Source organism: Gramella sp. MAR_2010_147 (assembly GCF_900105135.1).
GTDB lineage: Bacteria > Bacteroidota > Bacteroidia > Flavobacteriales > Flavobacteriaceae > Christiangramia.
In genome coordinates, this window is record NZ_LT629741.1 from 1,717,136 (window position 1) to 1,732,509 (window position 15,374).

General features: G+C 38.3%; 16 protein-coding genes. 10 read left to right on the forward strand and 6 right to left on the reverse strand.

Annotation, left to right across the window (positions count from 1 at the left end; genetic code table 11):
* Positions 1–26 precede the first annotated feature (26 nt).
* From BLT95_RS07765 to BLT95_RS07775, 3 genes are all read right to left on the reverse strand, one after another.
* Positions 27–836 (reverse strand): glucosaminidase domain-containing protein, encoded by an 810-nt coding sequence (locus BLT95_RS07765; RefSeq protein WP_089666876.1) that lies wholly within the window; start codon positions 834–836, stop codon positions 27–29.
* Between the two features lie 4 nt (positions 837–840).
* A complete protein-coding gene (locus BLT95_RS07770) occupies positions 841–1,767 on the reverse strand; it encodes a pyridoxal-phosphate dependent enzyme (protein WP_089665537.1) in 927 nt (308 codons plus the stop codon).
* Between the two features lie 126 nt (positions 1,768–1,893).
* Positions 1,894–2,220 carry a hypothetical protein gene (locus BLT95_RS07775; RefSeq protein ID WP_089665538.1) on the reverse strand — a complete coding sequence of 109 codons (327 nt, stop codon included), beginning with the start codon at positions 2,218–2,220 and terminating at the stop codon, positions 1,894–1,896.
* A gap of 32 nt (positions 2,221–2,252) precedes the next feature.
* Here BLT95_RS07775 and BLT95_RS14400 point away from each other — a divergent pair, with 32 nt between their 5' ends.
* From BLT95_RS14400 to BLT95_RS07790, 4 genes are all read left to right on the forward strand, one after another.
* Positions 2,253–2,423, forward strand: coding sequence for a DUF5522 domain-containing protein (locus BLT95_RS14400; RefSeq protein WP_011708162.1), 171 nt, complete (start codon positions 2,253–2,255; stop codon positions 2,421–2,423).
* Positions 2,424–2,429: 6 nt separating this feature from the next.
* Positions 2,430–4,418, forward strand: a complete 1,989-nt coding sequence (locus BLT95_RS07780) for a urocanate hydratase (protein WP_089665539.1) — start codon at positions 2,430–2,432, stop codon at positions 4,416–4,418.
* Positions 4,419–4,446: 28 nt separating this feature from the next.
* Entirely contained in the window at positions 4,447–4,989 is a 543-nt protein-coding gene (locus BLT95_RS07785; RefSeq protein WP_089665540.1) for a DUF4136 domain-containing protein, read from the forward strand.
* 151 nt (positions 4,990–5,140) lie between these two features.
* Positions 5,141–6,898, forward strand: a complete 1,758-nt coding sequence (locus tag BLT95_RS07790) for an aromatic amino acid hydroxylase (protein WP_089665541.1) — start codon at positions 5,141–5,143, stop codon at positions 6,896–6,898.
* On the opposite strand, the gene BLT95_RS07795 is transcribed toward BLT95_RS07790, so the two are convergent.
* From BLT95_RS07795 to alaS, 3 genes are all read right to left on the reverse strand, one after another.
* Positions 6,895–7,509: a DUF4230 domain-containing protein gene (locus BLT95_RS07795; RefSeq protein ID WP_089665542.1), complete on the reverse strand. Its 615-nt coding sequence runs from the start codon at positions 7,507–7,509 to the stop codon at positions 6,895–6,897. The genes BLT95_RS07790 and BLT95_RS07795 overlap by 4 nt on opposite strands.
* Positions 7,510–7,825: 316 nt before the next feature.
* Positions 7,826–8,776, reverse strand: coding sequence for a GSCFA domain-containing protein (locus tag BLT95_RS07800; protein WP_089665543.1), 951 nt, complete (start codon positions 8,774–8,776; stop codon positions 7,826–7,828).
* A 46-nt stretch (positions 8,777–8,822) separates the two neighbouring features.
* A complete protein-coding gene (gene alaS / locus BLT95_RS07805) occupies positions 8,823–11,438 on the reverse strand; it encodes an alanine--tRNA ligase (protein ID WP_089665544.1) in 2,616 nt (871 codons plus the stop codon).
* Between the two features lie 131 nt (positions 11,439–11,569).
* Here alaS and BLT95_RS07810 point away from each other — a divergent pair, with 131 nt between their 5' ends.
* From BLT95_RS07810 to BLT95_RS07835, 6 genes are read left to right on the forward strand one after another with little or no spacing between them, the layout of a single operon-like run.
* Positions 11,570–12,547, forward strand: coding sequence for a M23 family metallopeptidase (locus BLT95_RS07810; RefSeq protein ID WP_089665545.1), 978 nt, complete (start codon positions 11,570–11,572; stop codon positions 12,545–12,547).
* Positions 12,547–12,876: a MerR family transcriptional regulator gene (locus BLT95_RS07815; RefSeq protein WP_089665546.1), complete on the forward strand. Its 330-nt coding sequence runs from the start codon at positions 12,547–12,549 to the stop codon at positions 12,874–12,876. The genes BLT95_RS07810 and BLT95_RS07815 overlap by 1 nt, the downstream gene beginning before the upstream one ends.
* A gap of 1 nt (position 12,877) precedes the next feature.
* Entirely contained in the window at positions 12,878–13,474 is a 597-nt protein-coding gene (locus tag BLT95_RS07820) for a LemA family protein (protein WP_089665547.1), read from the forward strand.
* Between the two features lie 4 nt (positions 13,475–13,478).
* Positions 13,479–13,922 (forward strand): TPM domain-containing protein, encoded by a 444-nt coding sequence (locus BLT95_RS07825; RefSeq protein WP_089665548.1) that lies wholly within the window; start codon positions 13,479–13,481, stop codon positions 13,920–13,922.
* Entirely contained in the window at positions 13,882–14,706 is an 825-nt protein-coding gene (locus tag BLT95_RS07830) for a TPM domain-containing protein (protein WP_089665549.1), read from the forward strand. Before BLT95_RS07825 ends, BLT95_RS07830 begins: the two co-directional genes overlap by 41 nt.
* A gap of 44 nt (positions 14,707–14,750) precedes the next feature.
* The gene (locus BLT95_RS07835) at positions 14,751–15,323 is read left to right on the forward strand and encodes a pentapeptide repeat-containing protein (RefSeq protein WP_089665550.1); all 573 of its coding nucleotides are present in this window, start codon (positions 14,751–14,753) and stop codon (positions 15,321–15,323) included.
* The last annotated feature ends 51 nt before the right edge of the window (positions 15,324–15,374 follow it).

The window sequence follows — 15,374 nt, forward strand, 5'->3', positions numbered from 1 at the left end:
GAACTTGATTCAGAATGGCGTCTCGTTTATTTTATACTTAATATTTGACCTATTGAAATGTTATTACTTCTTAAGCCATTCATTTCCTTTATTTCTTCCACCGAGGTATTATATTTCTTTGAAATGGAATAAAGGGTATCCCCCTTCTGAACCTGATGCGTTTCAGACCCTTTTTTTGGTTGAGCCGTATATCTGGGAGCTGGCCGGTTTGTTACATCATCATCAAACTTATACAGCTCATATCTTTCAATAAGGTCTATCAATTTATCGGGATACCTGCGATCTGTAGCATAACCGGCTTTTCTCAATCCTTTTGCCCAGCCTTTATAATCATCTATATCCAGATCAAATAATTCCGAATACCTGCCTCTTCCTGAAAGGAACAAAGAATGGTCCCGATAAGAATATTTTGCATGCTTATACTTTCTAAAGCATTCTCCCTTTCTATCGTCATCATGATAGACTTTTTCGCCGTTCCAGTCATGGCATTTTATTCCGAAGTGATTATTAGCTCTTCTGGTAAGATCTCCATTTCCCGCTCCAGACTCTAAAATTCCCTGAGCCAGTGTAATACTTGCAGGAATTTTATATAATTTCATTTCTTCCTGTGCTATGGGGGCATAATCCCTGATGTAATCCTCCACTCTATAATGGTATGAATTACGAGGCATTTCTTCTTTTACATCATCTACCACCTCCGCAGGAGTTTCACGATTCTTTTCTCCTTTATTATCAATTTCAACATTATCCTTTCTAGTCACTACTTTCTTTTTACTTCCACAGGAAGCTGCAAAGATAATGATCAATAAAAGCGATAAAATGCGGGTAATCTTCATAATATTATTCAATTTGAGGCAGCTTTTTTTTCTTCAAAAACCGGTTCATCCCTTCAATTCCCTGCAAGCCACCGGTATGAATTGCAAGTATTTTAGAATTCGCAGGGAAATAACCCCGCTTTATGAGGTCAAAAATACCAAAAAGTAATTTTCCTGTATAGACTGGATCTAGATTGATTTTATATTTTTTACTGAAATCATTAATGAAGTTGATCAACTCTTCATTAACCTTAGCATAACCACTAAAATGATAATCTTTTATAAGGCTCCAATTCGTTTTGGCAACAAGTTTCGAAATTTCATCTTTGAGATGATCTGATTTTAATGCGGAAAACCCTAAAATATGTTGAAAGCTCGAAGCGGCATTGATCAAACCAGCCAAAGTCCCCCCGGTACCTACAGAAGAGCAGATAAAATTAAAATCTCTATCCTTTTCTGAAAGTATTTCCTCACAACCTTTAATAGCTAAGTTGTTGGTTCCGCCTTCAGGAATTATGAAGGTTTCGAAATATTTGGTATTTAAATTTCCCAAAAATTCTTCAGCATCTTTCTCTCTATACGCTTCCCTACTGATGAATCCAAATTTCATTCCGCAGGAAGCTGCATATTTTAAAGTCGGGCTCCACTTTTCATCGGAGTTTTCCAGCTCTTCTCCCCGAATGATACCTATAGTTTCAAATCCCAATAGTTGTCCTGCCGCAGCGGTTGCTGAAATATGATTGGAATACGCCCCGCCAAAAGTCAAAATGGTATTTTTCCCTTCATTTTTAGCCTGCAGCAGGTTATATTTTAATTTTCGAAATTTATTACCGGAGACTTTAGAATGCAGCAGATCTTCTCTTTTGATCCAAAGCTGAATCCCACCTGGAAATTCAGTGATAAATTCATTTGGAATATCGTTAGAATGTCGCTTGTCAAAAAAGTCCTGCATAAGTACAAAACTAGTTCAGTTGACTCAGAATAAATAAATATTACGAAAAATCATCATCCTGAATTTATTTCAGGATCTATTAGAAGCTGAAATAAATTCAGCTTGATGAATTAACTAAAGTAAGGATCAAAGAAATTTCCGAAAAGCCCAAAGAGGTCTATTTTTCAAATAACTAAGATCGTGTTCCCGCCTGTAAGCTTCCCGTTCAAAACTAATATTTCGGTAAGCCAGCATGCCGTCACGACAATCTATATATCGCACAAAAAATTCGATAGCATACCAAACGTAAAAGAATAACACCAGCAGCTCGAGTTGCTGCCTGAGATGAATCTTTTCATGATTTAGAAAGAATTCGTCTTTCTTTAATCGCTTATCCTGTAAAATCACAAAAGGCCATAAACTTATACCTTTAAACCTGCCGGAAAGCAACCTTTTGTTGACGATCAAAATCATGCTTTCAAGATAAGAAATTGTATTTTAGCCCTATGAATTTTCAGAAAAAAAGAATTCCGTTAGAAGATGGGGATTATTACCTTACCCCGGAAGGCTACCGCTGTTTTACTGAACAATATCACCTAAAAAGAGGTTATTGCTGTGAAAGCGGCTGCAGGCATTGCCCCTACGGATATAACAAAAAGACCAACTCTCAAGAATAATACAAAATGAATTTTAAAGATCAGATACTTGAAGGGATTCCTGATGAATTACCTGAAGCGAAAGCATATGACCCAGCTCTGAATCATGCACCAAAGCGGAAGAAAATTCTGGATAAAGAAGAAGAGAAACTGGCTCTTGAAAATGCGCTAAGGTATTTTGACAAAAAACATCATAAAACGCTACTTCCTGAATTTAGAGAGGAACTCGAAAAATACGGCAGGATCTATATGTACCGTTTTAAACCAGACTATGATTTTTATGCCAGGCCAATAGATGAATATCCGGGAAAAAGCATACAGGCTAAAGGAATTATGCTGATGATCCAGAATAACCTGGATCCGGAAGTTGCGCAACATCCTGAAGAATTAATCACTTATGGAGGGAATGGAGCTGTATTTCAGAATTGGGCCCAGTATCGCTTGACCATGCAGTACCTTGCGATTATGGACAATAAGCAGACTTTAGCAATGTATTCTGGTCATCCCATGGGCTTATTCCCGTCAAATAAAAACGCCCCCAGAGTTGTGGTTACAAACGGAATGATGATTCCAAATTATTCACAACCTGATGACTGGGAGAAATTTAATGCTTTGGGAGTTACCCAGTATGGGCAGATGACCGCGGGAAGTTATATGTATATTGGTCCGCAGGGAATTGTTCACGGTACCACTATTACCGTTTTAAATGCTGGCAGAAAGATCTCAAAACATGGTGAAGATCTTAAAGGAAAATTATTTGTGACTTCCGGACTAGGAGGAATGAGTGGTGCTCAGCCAAAAGCCGGAAATATTGCCGGTTGCATTACTATTTGTGCAGAAGTGAATCCTAAAGCAACTCAAACCAGGCATAAGCAGGGTTGGGTAGATGAAGTGATTGATGATGTAGAAAACCTAGCAGAAAGGGTTAGAAAAGCAAAAGCAGATAAAGAAGTGGTTTCCATTGCTTACCAGGGCAATGTGGTGGAGATCTGGGAGTATTTCGCTGAGCATGATATTTATATAGACCTGGGGAGCGATCAAACTTCTTTACACAATCCATGGGCCGGAGGTTATTACCCGGTAGATCTAGGTTTTGAAGAGGCTAATGAAATGATGGCTTCAGATCCCGAATTATTTAAAGAAAAAGTTCAGGAAAGCTTAAGAAGACAGGCAGCTGCAATAAATAGACACACCAAGAAAGGCACCTATTTCTTTGACTACGGAAATGCTTTTTTACTGGAAGCTTCCAGAGCTGGAGCCGATATTATGAGCAAAGACGGAAAAGATTTTAGATATCCTAGTTATGTTCAGGATATCATGGGACCTATGTGTTTTGATTATGGCTTTGGACCCTTTAGATGGGTTTGTGCTTCAAGGAAAGATGAAGATCTTCAGAAAACTGATGAGATCGCTACCGAAGTATTAAGCAAACTAAAAGAAAAATCACCTGCTGAAATTCAGCAACAAATGCAGGATAATATTCAATGGATCAGAGGTGCACGGGAGAATAAACTTGTAGTGGGTTCAAAAGCAAGAATTCTGTATGCAGATGCTGAAGGAAGAATTGCGATTGCCAAAGCATTTAACGATGCGATTGGTCGCGGCGAGATTGGACCGGTAGTTCTTGGACGAGATCATCACGATGTTTCGGGAACCGATTCCCCGTATCGTGAAACCTCTAATATCTATGATGGATCACGCTACACCGCAGATATGGCCATACAAAACGTTATAGGTGATAGTTTTCGAGGAGCTACCTGGGTAAGTATCCATAATGGCGGCGGAGTAGGTTGGGGCGAGGTTGTAAATGGTGGATTCGGCATGATTCTTGAAGGTGATAAAGCATCAGAAGACCGGTTGAAATCTATGTTGTTCTGGGATGTAAATAACGGTATTTCCCGTAGATCCTGGGCTAGGAATAAGGAAGCCGTATTTGCAGCAAAGCGTGCAATGGATATGAATCCTCAGTTAAAAGTTACGATTCCTAATCTTGTAGATCCGGCTCTTTTAGATTAAAAACTTATATAATTTTAAAATCTAACCTATGAAATTTCTAAAATTTACTCCTGTGCTGCTTATTTTCGCAGTAGTTTTAACTTCCTGCAGCAGTGTTAGGGTTGCTTCAGATTACGATCGTGAAGCCGACTTTAATAAATATGGTACTTACGCTTTCTTCAAACCCGGCATAGACAAAGCCGAAATCTCTGATCTGGATAAGAAAAGAATTTTAAGAGCTATTGAAACTGAAATGGAGAAAAATGGGTTTACAAAATCTGAAGATCCAGACCTTCTTGTGAGCATATTTACAAAAACCAATGAAAATATAAATATCTATCAAAACAACTATCCTTACTGGGGTTATGGCTGGGGATGGAACCCGTGGTATTGGGGAAGTGGTTTTAATACCGTAAATAGGACCAGCGAGGGAACACTTTATATAGATCTTATAGATTCCGAAGGAAAAGAACTGGTTTGGCAGGGAATGGGAACTGCAGCACTTGCAAGCCAGGTAAATAAAAAACAGGAACGTATCAATGAGATCGTTGCTAAGATCATGGAAAAATATCCTCCTGGAATGGAGAGGTAACCTTATAAATTCCGAAAGGAATAGATTGGATAATTTATAGAAAATGCCCCTTTAAAGAGGGGCATTTTTATAGACAGTCGTGAACCAATATCTTTCCCTTTCTCTGGCAAATTTTGTACTTTTAACGCAAACGTTTTAGTAAAACTGAATCATGTTAGATAATATACAATCCAACGAAATACTGGACAGGCTACCGGCCCACCTTCAGCAATATATAAAACCTCAGAATTATGATGACTACAGCCCTATCAATCAGGCAGTATGGCGCTATGTAATGAGGAAAAATGTAGATTATCTTAGTAAAGTAGCTCATGATTCCTATCTGGATGGTTTGAAGAAAACCGGAATTTCTATAGACAGTATTCCAAATATGTATGGGATGAACCGTATCCTTGAAGAGATTGGATGGGCTGCAGTTGCGGTAGACGGATTTATTCCACCAGCAGCTTTTATGGAGTTTCAGGCATATAATGTATTGGTGATCGCCAGTGATATTAGGCAATTAGAGCATCTGGAATATACGCCAGCGCCTGATATTATTCATGAAGGAGCAGGTCACGCGCCAATCATTGCAAATCCCGAGTACGCAGAATACCTTAGACGATTTGGTGAAATTGGCTGTAAAGCGATTTCCAGTTCTCATGATTATGAGGTTTATGAAGCCATACGCGAGCTTTCAATTTTAAAGGAAGCTGAAGATACTCCGAAAGAAAAGATAGACAAAGTTGAAAAAAGAGTAGATGATCTTCAAAACGCTGATGTAAAGCCAAGTGAAATGGCTCAGATAAGGAATTTACACTGGTGGACCGTTGAGTACGGATTAATAGGAACTCCGGAAAACCCAAAAATTTATGGCGCGGGACTTCTTTCTTCAATAGGAGAAAGCAAATCCTGTATGACCGATGCTGTTGAAAAATTTCCTTATACCATCGAAGCAGCAAAAAAAGAATTTGATATTACCAAACCTCAACCTCAGCTTTTTGTAACTCCAGACTTTGCACATTTAAGCCTGGTGCTGGAAGAGTTTGCTAGTAAAATGGCCTTACGAAAAGGTGGACTTGGAGGAATTCAGAAATTGATAGATTCTAAAAATCTTGGAACTATTGAGTTTAGTACCGGAATTCAGGTTTCAGGTAATTTTTCCAGAGTCATTGAACACGAAGGCAAACCAATATACATCCAGACTACCGGAGAAACGGCACTTTCTTACAGAGAAAAAGAACTGGTAGGCCATGGGGTCTCAACACACCCTGAAGGCTTTGGTTCCCCGGCTGGAAGTCTAAAGGGGATTAACCTGGCCATCGAAGATATGAGTCCCAGAGACCTGAGAGCCTACGATATCTATGAAGGTGAAAAGATTAGCCTGGAGTTTGAGGGCGGAATTAAGGTTGAAGGAGAGATCATTACCGGCACCCGTAATCTCCAGGGGAAAATTATCCTGATCAGTTTCAAAAATTGCACTGTTACCTATAATGATGAAACTTTGTTCAAACCTGAATGGGGAAAGTACGATATGGCCGTGGGTAAAGATATTATCTCCGCATTCGCTGGCCCGGCAGATCATGGTTCATTCGATCTAATCACCCATACACCGTCTACAACGACGATAAAAAGCAAAAAGACGCCGGAGAGAGAAGAACTGGAATCCCTTTACCAATCGGTTAGAAATATAAGAAACGGTGAAAACACCAGGTTCTCACTAAATGCAGCTTTTGATATTGTGAGAAAACACCACCAAAAAGACTGGTTACTTTCTGTAGAAATTTACGAACTGGCCTCAGAGAATGATCTAAAACTTGCTAACGAAATAAAAAGCAGGCTGGAAGAAATTAAAAAAGAAAGACCCGAAGTAGCCCATCTCATTGATGACGGAATCGAAATGACCGAAAGCAAGATGGTAACTCCTTAAAGCTTGATATTCTCAAGACTTTGGGAGTTTTCAATGGGTTGGCTCTCGTATTCCAGTGTCCAGCCCATACTACTGGTTAATATGTAAATCTTCTGAAGCTCACTTACCAGTCTGTTCTTAGCATTTGATTTCAGAGTAGATTTTTCGATCTTTTCCTGTAAGCCTTTTTCAATTCGTGATTTTATCTTATTATAATCTTCAGCTTCAAATTGATTAAGGTAATCCTGGGTTACATCATAATATTTGATGTTCGGGTTTATCTTTATTTCCTCCTTGGGAATATTTTTAATGATCACTCTTTTTCCTTCCTCATCTACCTCTACATCCAGCTTACTCAGGTCATATGCTACACTAACATCTGCATTTACAACGATAAGGGCTTTTTTTCGAGCTGAAAGCACATCAAAATAGAAGCTCTTAGAATTTTTATAAGTGAACACCTGGGAAAAAGTTCCTTCAGTCACTACCAGCTTTCCTACATTTCTAATTTGCTCCTGAATGAGCGCTGTATTTTCTTCTAAACTTTCTTTTTCATTATTTTTTTGCTGCCAGTACATAAATCCTAAAATGACAACAGCAACCATTAAAATGGCCAATAAAATATTTTTCATAAAATACCGTTTATAAAAGGGAAATTAGAAAAAAAGAAGGAGCGCGGAAGATTTTGATATCCAAAAGAAAGTTAAAATAACTTAAATAAAAACTAAAGGACGGCCCCACCCGTCCTTTAGTATATTCTAAAATCTACCCCAACAAATTTTAGAAAACAAATCTTTATAATTATCTGATTATTCGTGTACTACAAGAATAATAATTGACGTAAATTATTCCAGATCTGCCTGGTAAAAATACGAATATTTTAATATATAGTATAAAAAATATGTTGTAGGAATATTAAAAATTTAACAATCCTAGTGCCTATAAGGCCTAAGAGAAGGTAATTTCAGGGTGGTTTTTTTGAATTTCCTCGATTTTTGCTTGTAATTTCGTAAGAAAATTCTTATGAGACAATGAATTTTCTTCTCGTGGTCGATGGGAAAGAGCTGTTTGAATTTTACTAATTTCACGGTTAAGTTCCAGGGATTTTTCAGACATCCAGTGATTAGAAAATAGCTCCCATATATAATCTACAGCAACCGCATTTGGATGAATCATATCTGTGGTATAAAACCTGTAATCTCTAAGCTCATCTATTAAGATCTCATAAGAAGGAAAATAAACTGATTGATCATTGGTTTGAATAAATTGATGAACTGCCGCTATCAAGTGAGCTTTGCTCTGTTGATTCTCTTGAAAACCATCTTTTAGATGCCGAACGGGAGAAATACTAAATATAATTTTAGCATTCCTGTTTATTTGCAAAACCGAATGACTAATCACCTCAAGGTCATTTACAATCTCCCTGATAGAAGAAAGCTCCTTTTTAAATTTTTTCTGAGGGATCTTATGGCAGTTCGCTGTAATCTCTTCAGATCCCTCATATACATATCCCCATGCCGTACCCAGACTTATTATAATGTGCGCAGCATTTTCAATAAATTCCCTGGTATTTTTTAGTGCGAAATTTAGATCATTAAGGCATTCTGTTTCGGTATCTCTGCGCATATCAGAATGTGCTTCTAAAGACTGCCACCCACCGTTAAATTCAAAAACATTCTTTTGCCTGAATTCTTCGTGATTGGATAATCTTTGAAAGAATCTACGAATAGGTGAAGGATGAAAGATAATTCCGGTAGGATTTTGAAGGTTTTTGAATTTAAACCAATCCAGTTTGCCCCCAATATTTTCAACAAAGCAAGATCCTATCAGGAAAACTCCTGAAGAATGTTCGATCTTTGAAATACCTTCCTGAACGGGAACCTTAGTTCTAAAATCCATATCCTTAAATTAAAAAATCCCGGTGACTTACCAGGATCTTTTAATGTTATTTTATAAAGCTTTCTGCTTTTTGTAGTGCTTCATTTAATCCGTCTGGATTTTTACCCCCTGCAGTAGCAAAAAACGGCTGGCCTCCACCGCCACCCTGAATATATTTTCCCAGTTCACGAACAATTTGTCCTGCATTCAGACCTTTATCTTTTACAAGATCTTTAGAGATATAACAGGAAAGAAGTGCCTTCCCGTTTTGCTCTGTCCCAAACAAGATAAAAAGATCATCAATATCTTCCCCTAATTGAAAAGCCAGGTCTTTAATTCCTGCAGCATCCAGATCTATCTTTTTAGAAAGAAAATTAACTCCGTTAACAGATTTAACTTCCTGCTTCAGATCAGACTTTAGATTCTTAGCTTTATCTTTCAATAAGCTCTCAACCTGTCTTTTAAGGCTTATATTTTCCTCCTGAAGGTTGCTAATAGCTTTCACGGGATCATTGGCATTCTTTAATCTGCTTTTAATCTCTTCAAGAATATTTGTCTGCTCTTCAAAATATTTCACGGCAGCCTCCCCGGTTATGGCTTCAATTCTTCTAATTCCAGATGCAACAGCAGACTCCCCTGTTATCTTAAAATACCAGATATCTGAGGTATTTTGAACATGAATTCCCCCGCATAATTCCATAGAATCTCCAAAACGGATAGCTCTAACAGAATCTCCATATTTCTCGCCAAATAATGCGATCGCTCCCTGATCTATTGCCTCCTGATAAGAAATATTTCTTTGCTCGTCTAGTTTTAAATTTTCACGAATTCGTGAATTCACGAAATTCTCAACTTTCTCTAATTCTTCTGAAGTTACTTTGCTAAAGTGAGAGAAATCAAATCTTAAATAACCACTTTGCACCATAGATCCTTTTTGTTCTACATGAGCACCAAGAATACTCCTTAGCGCCTGATGCAATAAATGAGTGGCCGAATGATTCGCAGCCGTATTAGATCTTTCAGTTTTATTGACTATTGCCTTGAATGCAACTTCGGTATTTTTTGGAAGCTTTTTCGTAAAGTGAATAATCTGATTATTCTCCTTTTTGGTATCTGCTACTTCAATCGCCTCTCCATCTGATGACAGAATGATTCCTTTATCTCCAACCTGGCCACCTCCTTCAGGATAGAAAGGTGTTCTATCAAGAACAACCTGATACATTTCTCCTTTTTTCCTGGATTCAACTTTTCGGTACTTAGCGATTTTCACTTCAGCTTCAAGCTCGTCATAACCTATAAAAGGATCTTCTTCAACCGAATTTAACTCCACCCAGTCTCCAGCATTTACTTGAGTTGCCTCACGAGAACGATCTTTTTGTTTCTTCAATTCAGCTTCAAATCCTTTTTGATCAAGATCGAATCCTTTTTCACTTAAAATTAGCGTTGTAAGATCTATAGGGAAACCAAAAGTATCATAGAGCTCAAATGCTTTTTCTCCTGAAATCACTTTGTTCTTTGAATCTTTCATAAGATTGTCTAGCAAAACCAGTCCCTGATCCAGCGTTCTCAGGAAAGAAGCTTCTTCTTCACGAATAACATTCTCAATTAAACCTTGCTGGGATTTGAGTTCAGAAAAAGTAGCCCCCATTTGATCGCTCAATATTGGAGTAAGCTTATATATAAATGGTTCTTTAGTATTTAAAAAGGTAAATCCATATCTAATTGCTCTCCTTAAAATCCTTCTAATTACATAACCTGCACCGGTATTACTTGGCAATTGCCCGTCTGCGATAGAAAAGGCCACTGCTCTCACGTGATCTGCGATCACTCTCATCGCAATATTATTTTCTTCGGATCTACCATATTTCACACCAGTAATAGTTTCGATCTCACGAAGTAATGGAGCGAAAACATCGGTATCATAATTAGACTGTTTATTTTGCAGAACCATACAAAGGCGTTCAAAACCCATCCCTGTATCTATATGCTTTGCTGGCAATTCTTCAAGATCACCATTTGCCTTACGATTATACTGCATAAATACCAGATTCCAGATCTCCACGACCTGCGGGTGATCCATATTAACAAGATCCCTACCCGGTGTTTTAGCTTTCTCTTCCTCTGAACGTATGTCTATATGAATTTCGGAACAAGGCCCGCATGGTCCCTGATCACCCATTTCCCAGAAATTATCTTTTTTATTTCCGTAAATGATCCTGTCTTCAGGAACAATCTTTTTCCAAAGTTCTAAAGCCTCTGTATCCAGGCCAAGATCATCTCTATCGTCACTTCCCTCAAAAACAGAAACATATAAGTTTTCAGACTTAATCTTATACACCTCTGTCAACAGTTCCCAGGCCCAGCTTATGGCCTCTTTCTTAAAATAATCTCCGAAACTCCAGTTACCAAGCATTTCGAACATGGTGTGATGGTAAGTATCATGCCCTACCTCTTCCAGATCATTATGTTTTCCGCTTACACGAAGACATTTTTGAGTATCGGTCATCCTGTTACTCTTCGGAACAGAATTCCCGAGAAAATACTCTTTAAACTGAACCATCCCTGCATTGGTAAACATCAGGGTTGGGTCTTCTTTTAAGACCATGGGCGCTGATGGGACAATGCTATGTGATTTCGATTTAAAAAATTCGAGAAACTCTTTTCGGATATCCTGTGACTTCATTCAGTTATTTTCTTGCAAAATTCATTAAATTATGAAGACGGCAAAACAATTCATATATTTGTTCGTTAACCGTATTACATTACACGGTATTAGAGCCGTTTCTGGACGCAAAAATAGTATAAATTTAACTCATGTCGAAGGTTAAATATTTTTACGATAGCGAGACCCTTTCTTACAAAAAGATCGAGCAAAAAAAGGGTAGGCGATTAGGTATTGTGCTGCTTAGCATCACTGGTTCTTTCCTGGCTGGTTTTATACTTCTTATTATCTATTTGAATATTCCTCAAATAGAAACTCCCAAGGAAAAAGCACTTGAGCGTGAATTGCAAAATATGAAACTTCAGTATGGTCTCTTAAACAGGAAAATGGACCAGATTCAGGATGTAATGGCCAATATTGAAGACCGGGATAATAATATCTACAGACTGTATTTTGAAGCCAATCCTATTCCTGAAGAACAAAGAAGAGCTGGATTTGGAGGTATCAACCGATATAAAGATCTGGAAGGTTTTGATAACAGTAAGCTTATTAAGGAAACCACCAAAAGAATGGATGTCCTTACCAAAAGGCTTGTTGTACAATCTAAATCTTTAGATGAGATTGCCAGTTTAGCAAAAGAAAAAGGTGAACTGCTGGAGGCTATCCCGGCCATACAACCTGTGAATAATGAAGATCTAAGCAGGATTGCATCGGGTTATGGCTGGAGAACAGATCCATTTACCAAAGTGAAAAAATTCCATTATGGAATGGATTTCACCGCGCCACGAGGAACGCCTGTCTATGCCACCGGAGACGGAAGGGTGACAAGAGCAGACAGCAGGTCCACAGGATACGGAAATCACATTAGAATAGACCATGGCTACGGTTACACCAGCCTGTATGGACATTTGTACAAATACAATGTGCGTAGAGGCCAACGTGTAAAAAGAGGGGATGTTATTGGCTTCGTGGGAAGCACAGGACGTTCTGAAGCTCCTCACCTGCACTACGAAATTTTCAAGGATAAAGACAGGATTAATCCTATCAATTTCTACTATGGAAATCTTTCTCCGGAAGAATTTGGAGAAGTTCTTGAAAGAGCCCAACGTGAAAATCAATCTCTTGATTAATGCACATAAACCTTCCTGAAAAGCGTTATTACGGCATTGGCGAGGTAGCCGAAGCATTTAAAGTAAACACTTCCCTTATCAGGTTCTGGGAAAAGGAGTTTGATGCTATTAAACCAAAGAAAAACGCTAAGGGAAATAGAAAATTCACTCCTGAAGATATTAAGAACCTCGAACTCATTTACCATTTGGTAAAGGAAAGGGGATTTACCCTTGAGGGAGCAAAAACACATCTAAAGGAAGAAAAACAAAAAACACTTACTAACTTTGAAATCATAAGAAAATTAGAAAGTGTAAAAGCTGAACTAGTTAACCTGAAAAATCAATTGTAATATGAAAAAGTGGCTAATCCCATTAATAATAATCGTTATAGGTATTGTTGTAATTTGGAGATTTACAGCAGGATTTAATAACAACGCAGTAGCAAAAGAAGAAAATGCAAAACTTGCATGGTCTAATGTGGAAAGTTCTTACCAAAGAAGAAATGACCTTATTGGAAACCTTGTAAAAACAGTGGAAGGCGCTGCAGATTTTGAAAGAGGTACGTTAACCGAAGTTATTGAGGCACGTGCAAAAGCAACTTCTGTAAATGTGGATGCTGAAAATTTAAGTGCGGCACAGATCCAGCAATTTCAACAGGCGCAGCAAGGAGTAACCTCTGCCCTCTCCAGATTACTGGTAACTGTAGAAAGATACCCTGAACTAAAGGCAAATCAGAATTTTCTTCAATTACAATCTCAATTGGAAGGTACTGAAAACAGGATAAATGTAGCCAGAGATCGTTTTAATGAAGCGGTTACAGATTACAACACCTATATAAGAGTGTTCCCCAATAACCTTTTCGCCGGTATGTTCGGCTTTGAAAGAATGGAACGCTTCCAGGCAGATGCGGGAGCTGAAAATGCCCCGGACGTAGAATTCGATTTTTAGAAACATGAGTAAAGCAAGCGAAGCCTTCCTTAGCAAACTGGAAGAAGAGGAGATCGTTGATGCCATAAGACAGGCAGAGAGAACTACCAGTGGCGAAATTCGGGTACATTTAGAACCAAGTACCGGTAAACTTGACATCTTTGAGCGGGCAATGGAAGTATTTCATGCCCTTAAAATGGATAATACCAAGCAAGATAATGGTGTTCTTATTTATGTTGCAGTAGAAGATCGGAATTTTGTGATTTTTGGAGACAAAGGAATTAATGAAGTGGTTCCGGATGATTTCTGGGAGAGCACCAAAGATCTTATAGTATCACATTTTAAGAATGGTCGTTTCAAAGACGGCCTGGTAGATGGAATTCTTAAAGCAGGTGAGCAGTTACAAAAACATTTCCCCTGGGATGAAGATGATACCAACGAATTATCCGATAAAATTTCAAAAGCATAGGCTTATCAAACGATTACTTTTTTTATTTATACTTTGTACGGGATTCACCGCGCTGGCCCAGCGTGACATTCCACCAAAACCCTCTGAACAAACCAGTGTTTATGATGAAGCAGATATGCTTTCTTCATCAGATGAAAAAAGGCTGGAGCAGAAACTGATCAATTATGCCGATACTACATCAACTCAAATAGTTGTAGTGACCATTCAATCACTTCAGGGTGAATACGAAGGAACCTATGCTGCACACTGGGCCCATGAATGGGGAATTGGTCAAAGCAAAAAAGACAACGGGCTTCTTATTCTCGTAGCTGAAGACGAACGCAAAATATGGATTACTACAGGTTACGGACTAGAAGCATATCTTACTGATGCAAAGACCAAGGAAATTATAGAATTAATCATTCTCCCGGAATTTAGAAACGGTAACATATACGGAGGCCTGAACAATGGGACTACAGCTATTTTTCAGGTTCTCAACGGCACTTTTAAAGGCGCTCCGGGATCTAAAGGTTCTGGTAGCGGTGGCATCCCTATAAGAACGATCATTATTTTCTTCATATTTATAGTTATCCTGATCTCTATGTTCAATAAGCGCGGAGGTGGTAAAAATGGTGGGAGAAGAACCGGTAGAAGTGTACTTTGGGACGCCATTATTTTAAGTTCTTTAGGTCGCGGCAGCTTTGGAGGTGGAAGCTCCGGAGGTGGATTTGGCGGCGGCGGAGGCTTTGGAGGTGGTTTCGGCGGTGGCGGATTTGGCGGTGGTGGTGCCGGTGGAAGCTGGTAAATACTGAAATTAGCTAATTCTGAATTCTAGTCTAATACAACCCGATGAACGATCAATTCTTTGAAGAAGAACATTTTGAAAAGAAAGATTTCAGCTTAGAAGAATTCATTAAAGCTGATTATGAAGGCTGTTCTTTTCTTAATTGTAATCTCTCTAATTCCGATCTTAGTGGTTCTCAATTTATAAATTGTGAGTTCACCGAATGCGATCTTAGCAATTCAAAACTATTAAAAACCGCATTCCAGGACTGCACTTTTTACAGTTGTAAAATGATAGGCCTGCGTTTTGAGCAGTGTGAAAGTTTTGCATTTTCAATTTCTGCTGAAAGCTGTATTATGAATCATTCCAGCTTTTTTCAGGTGAAACTACCCAAAGCGAATTTTTCATACAGCAAATTCCAGAATGTAGATTTTTCAGAAGCTATACTTATTAATTCAAATTTCAGAAATTGCGAATTTTCAGAAGCAATCTTTGAGAATACAAATTTGGAAAAGGCAGATTTTCGAGATGCAAAAAACTACTCCATAGATCCGGAAAATAATAAGGTTACGAATGCCTGGTTTTCAATCCCTGAAATAGTTGGCTTACTAAACAAATACCAGCTCAAGATTGAATAGTTCCCTCAGGTATTATAAATAAAAAAAAGCCATCAAAATCTGATGGCTTTT

Bases quoted from the DNA above. Each gene is read 5' to 3' on its own strand.
- BLT95_RS07800 (WP_089665543.1), bottom strand. From the start codon at position 8,776: ATGGATTTTAGAACTAAGGTTCCCGTTCAGGAAGGTATTTCAAAGATC.
- BLT95_RS07780 (WP_089665539.1), top strand. From the start codon at position 2,430: ATGAATTTTAAAGATCAGATACTTGAAGGGATTCCTGATGAATTACCT.
- BLT95_RS07790 (WP_089665541.1), top strand. From the start codon at position 5,141: ATGTTAGATAATATACAATCCAACGAAATACTGGACAGGCTACCGGCC.
- BLT95_RS07830 (WP_089665549.1), top strand. From the start codon at position 13,882: ATGATACCAACGAATTATCCGATAAAATTTCAAAAGCATAGGCTTATC.
- BLT95_RS07765 (WP_089666876.1), bottom strand. From the start codon at position 836: ATGAAGATTACCCGCATTTTATCGCTTTTATTGATCATTATCTTTGCA.
- BLT95_RS07770 (WP_089665537.1), bottom strand. From the start codon at position 1,767: ATGCAGGACTTTTTTGACAAGCGACATTCTAACGATATTCCAAATGAA.
- BLT95_RS07810 (WP_089665545.1), top strand. From the start codon at position 11,570: ATGTCGAAGGTTAAATATTTTTACGATAGCGAGACCCTTTCTTACAAA.
- BLT95_RS07785 (WP_089665540.1), top strand. From the start codon at position 4,447: ATGAAATTTCTAAAATTTACTCCTGTGCTGCTTATTTTCGCAGTAGTT.
- alaS (WP_089665544.1), bottom strand. From the start codon at position 11,438: ATGAAGTCACAGGATATCCGAAAAGAGTTTCTCGAATTTTTTAAATCG.
- BLT95_RS07820 (WP_089665547.1), top strand. From the start codon at position 12,878: ATGAAAAAGTGGCTAATCCCATTAATAATAATCGTTATAGGTATTGTT.
- BLT95_RS07775 (WP_089665538.1), bottom strand. From the start codon at position 2,220: ATGATTTTGATCGTCAACAAAAGGTTGCTTTCCGGCAGGTTTAAAGGT.
- BLT95_RS07795 (WP_089665542.1), bottom strand. From the start codon at position 7,509: ATGAAAAATATTTTATTGGCCATTTTAATGGTTGCTGTTGTCATTTTA.
- BLT95_RS07815 (WP_089665546.1), top strand. From the start codon at position 12,547: ATGCACATAAACCTTCCTGAAAAGCGTTATTACGGCATTGGCGAGGTA.
- BLT95_RS14400 (WP_011708162.1), top strand. From the start codon at position 2,253: ATGAATTTTCAGAAAAAAAGAATTCCGTTAGAAGATGGGGATTATTAC.
- BLT95_RS07835 (WP_089665550.1), top strand. From the start codon at position 14,751: ATGAACGATCAATTCTTTGAAGAAGAACATTTTGAAAAGAAAGATTTC.
- BLT95_RS07825 (WP_089665548.1), top strand. From the start codon at position 13,479: ATGAGTAAAGCAAGCGAAGCCTTCCTTAGCAAACTGGAAGAAGAGGAG.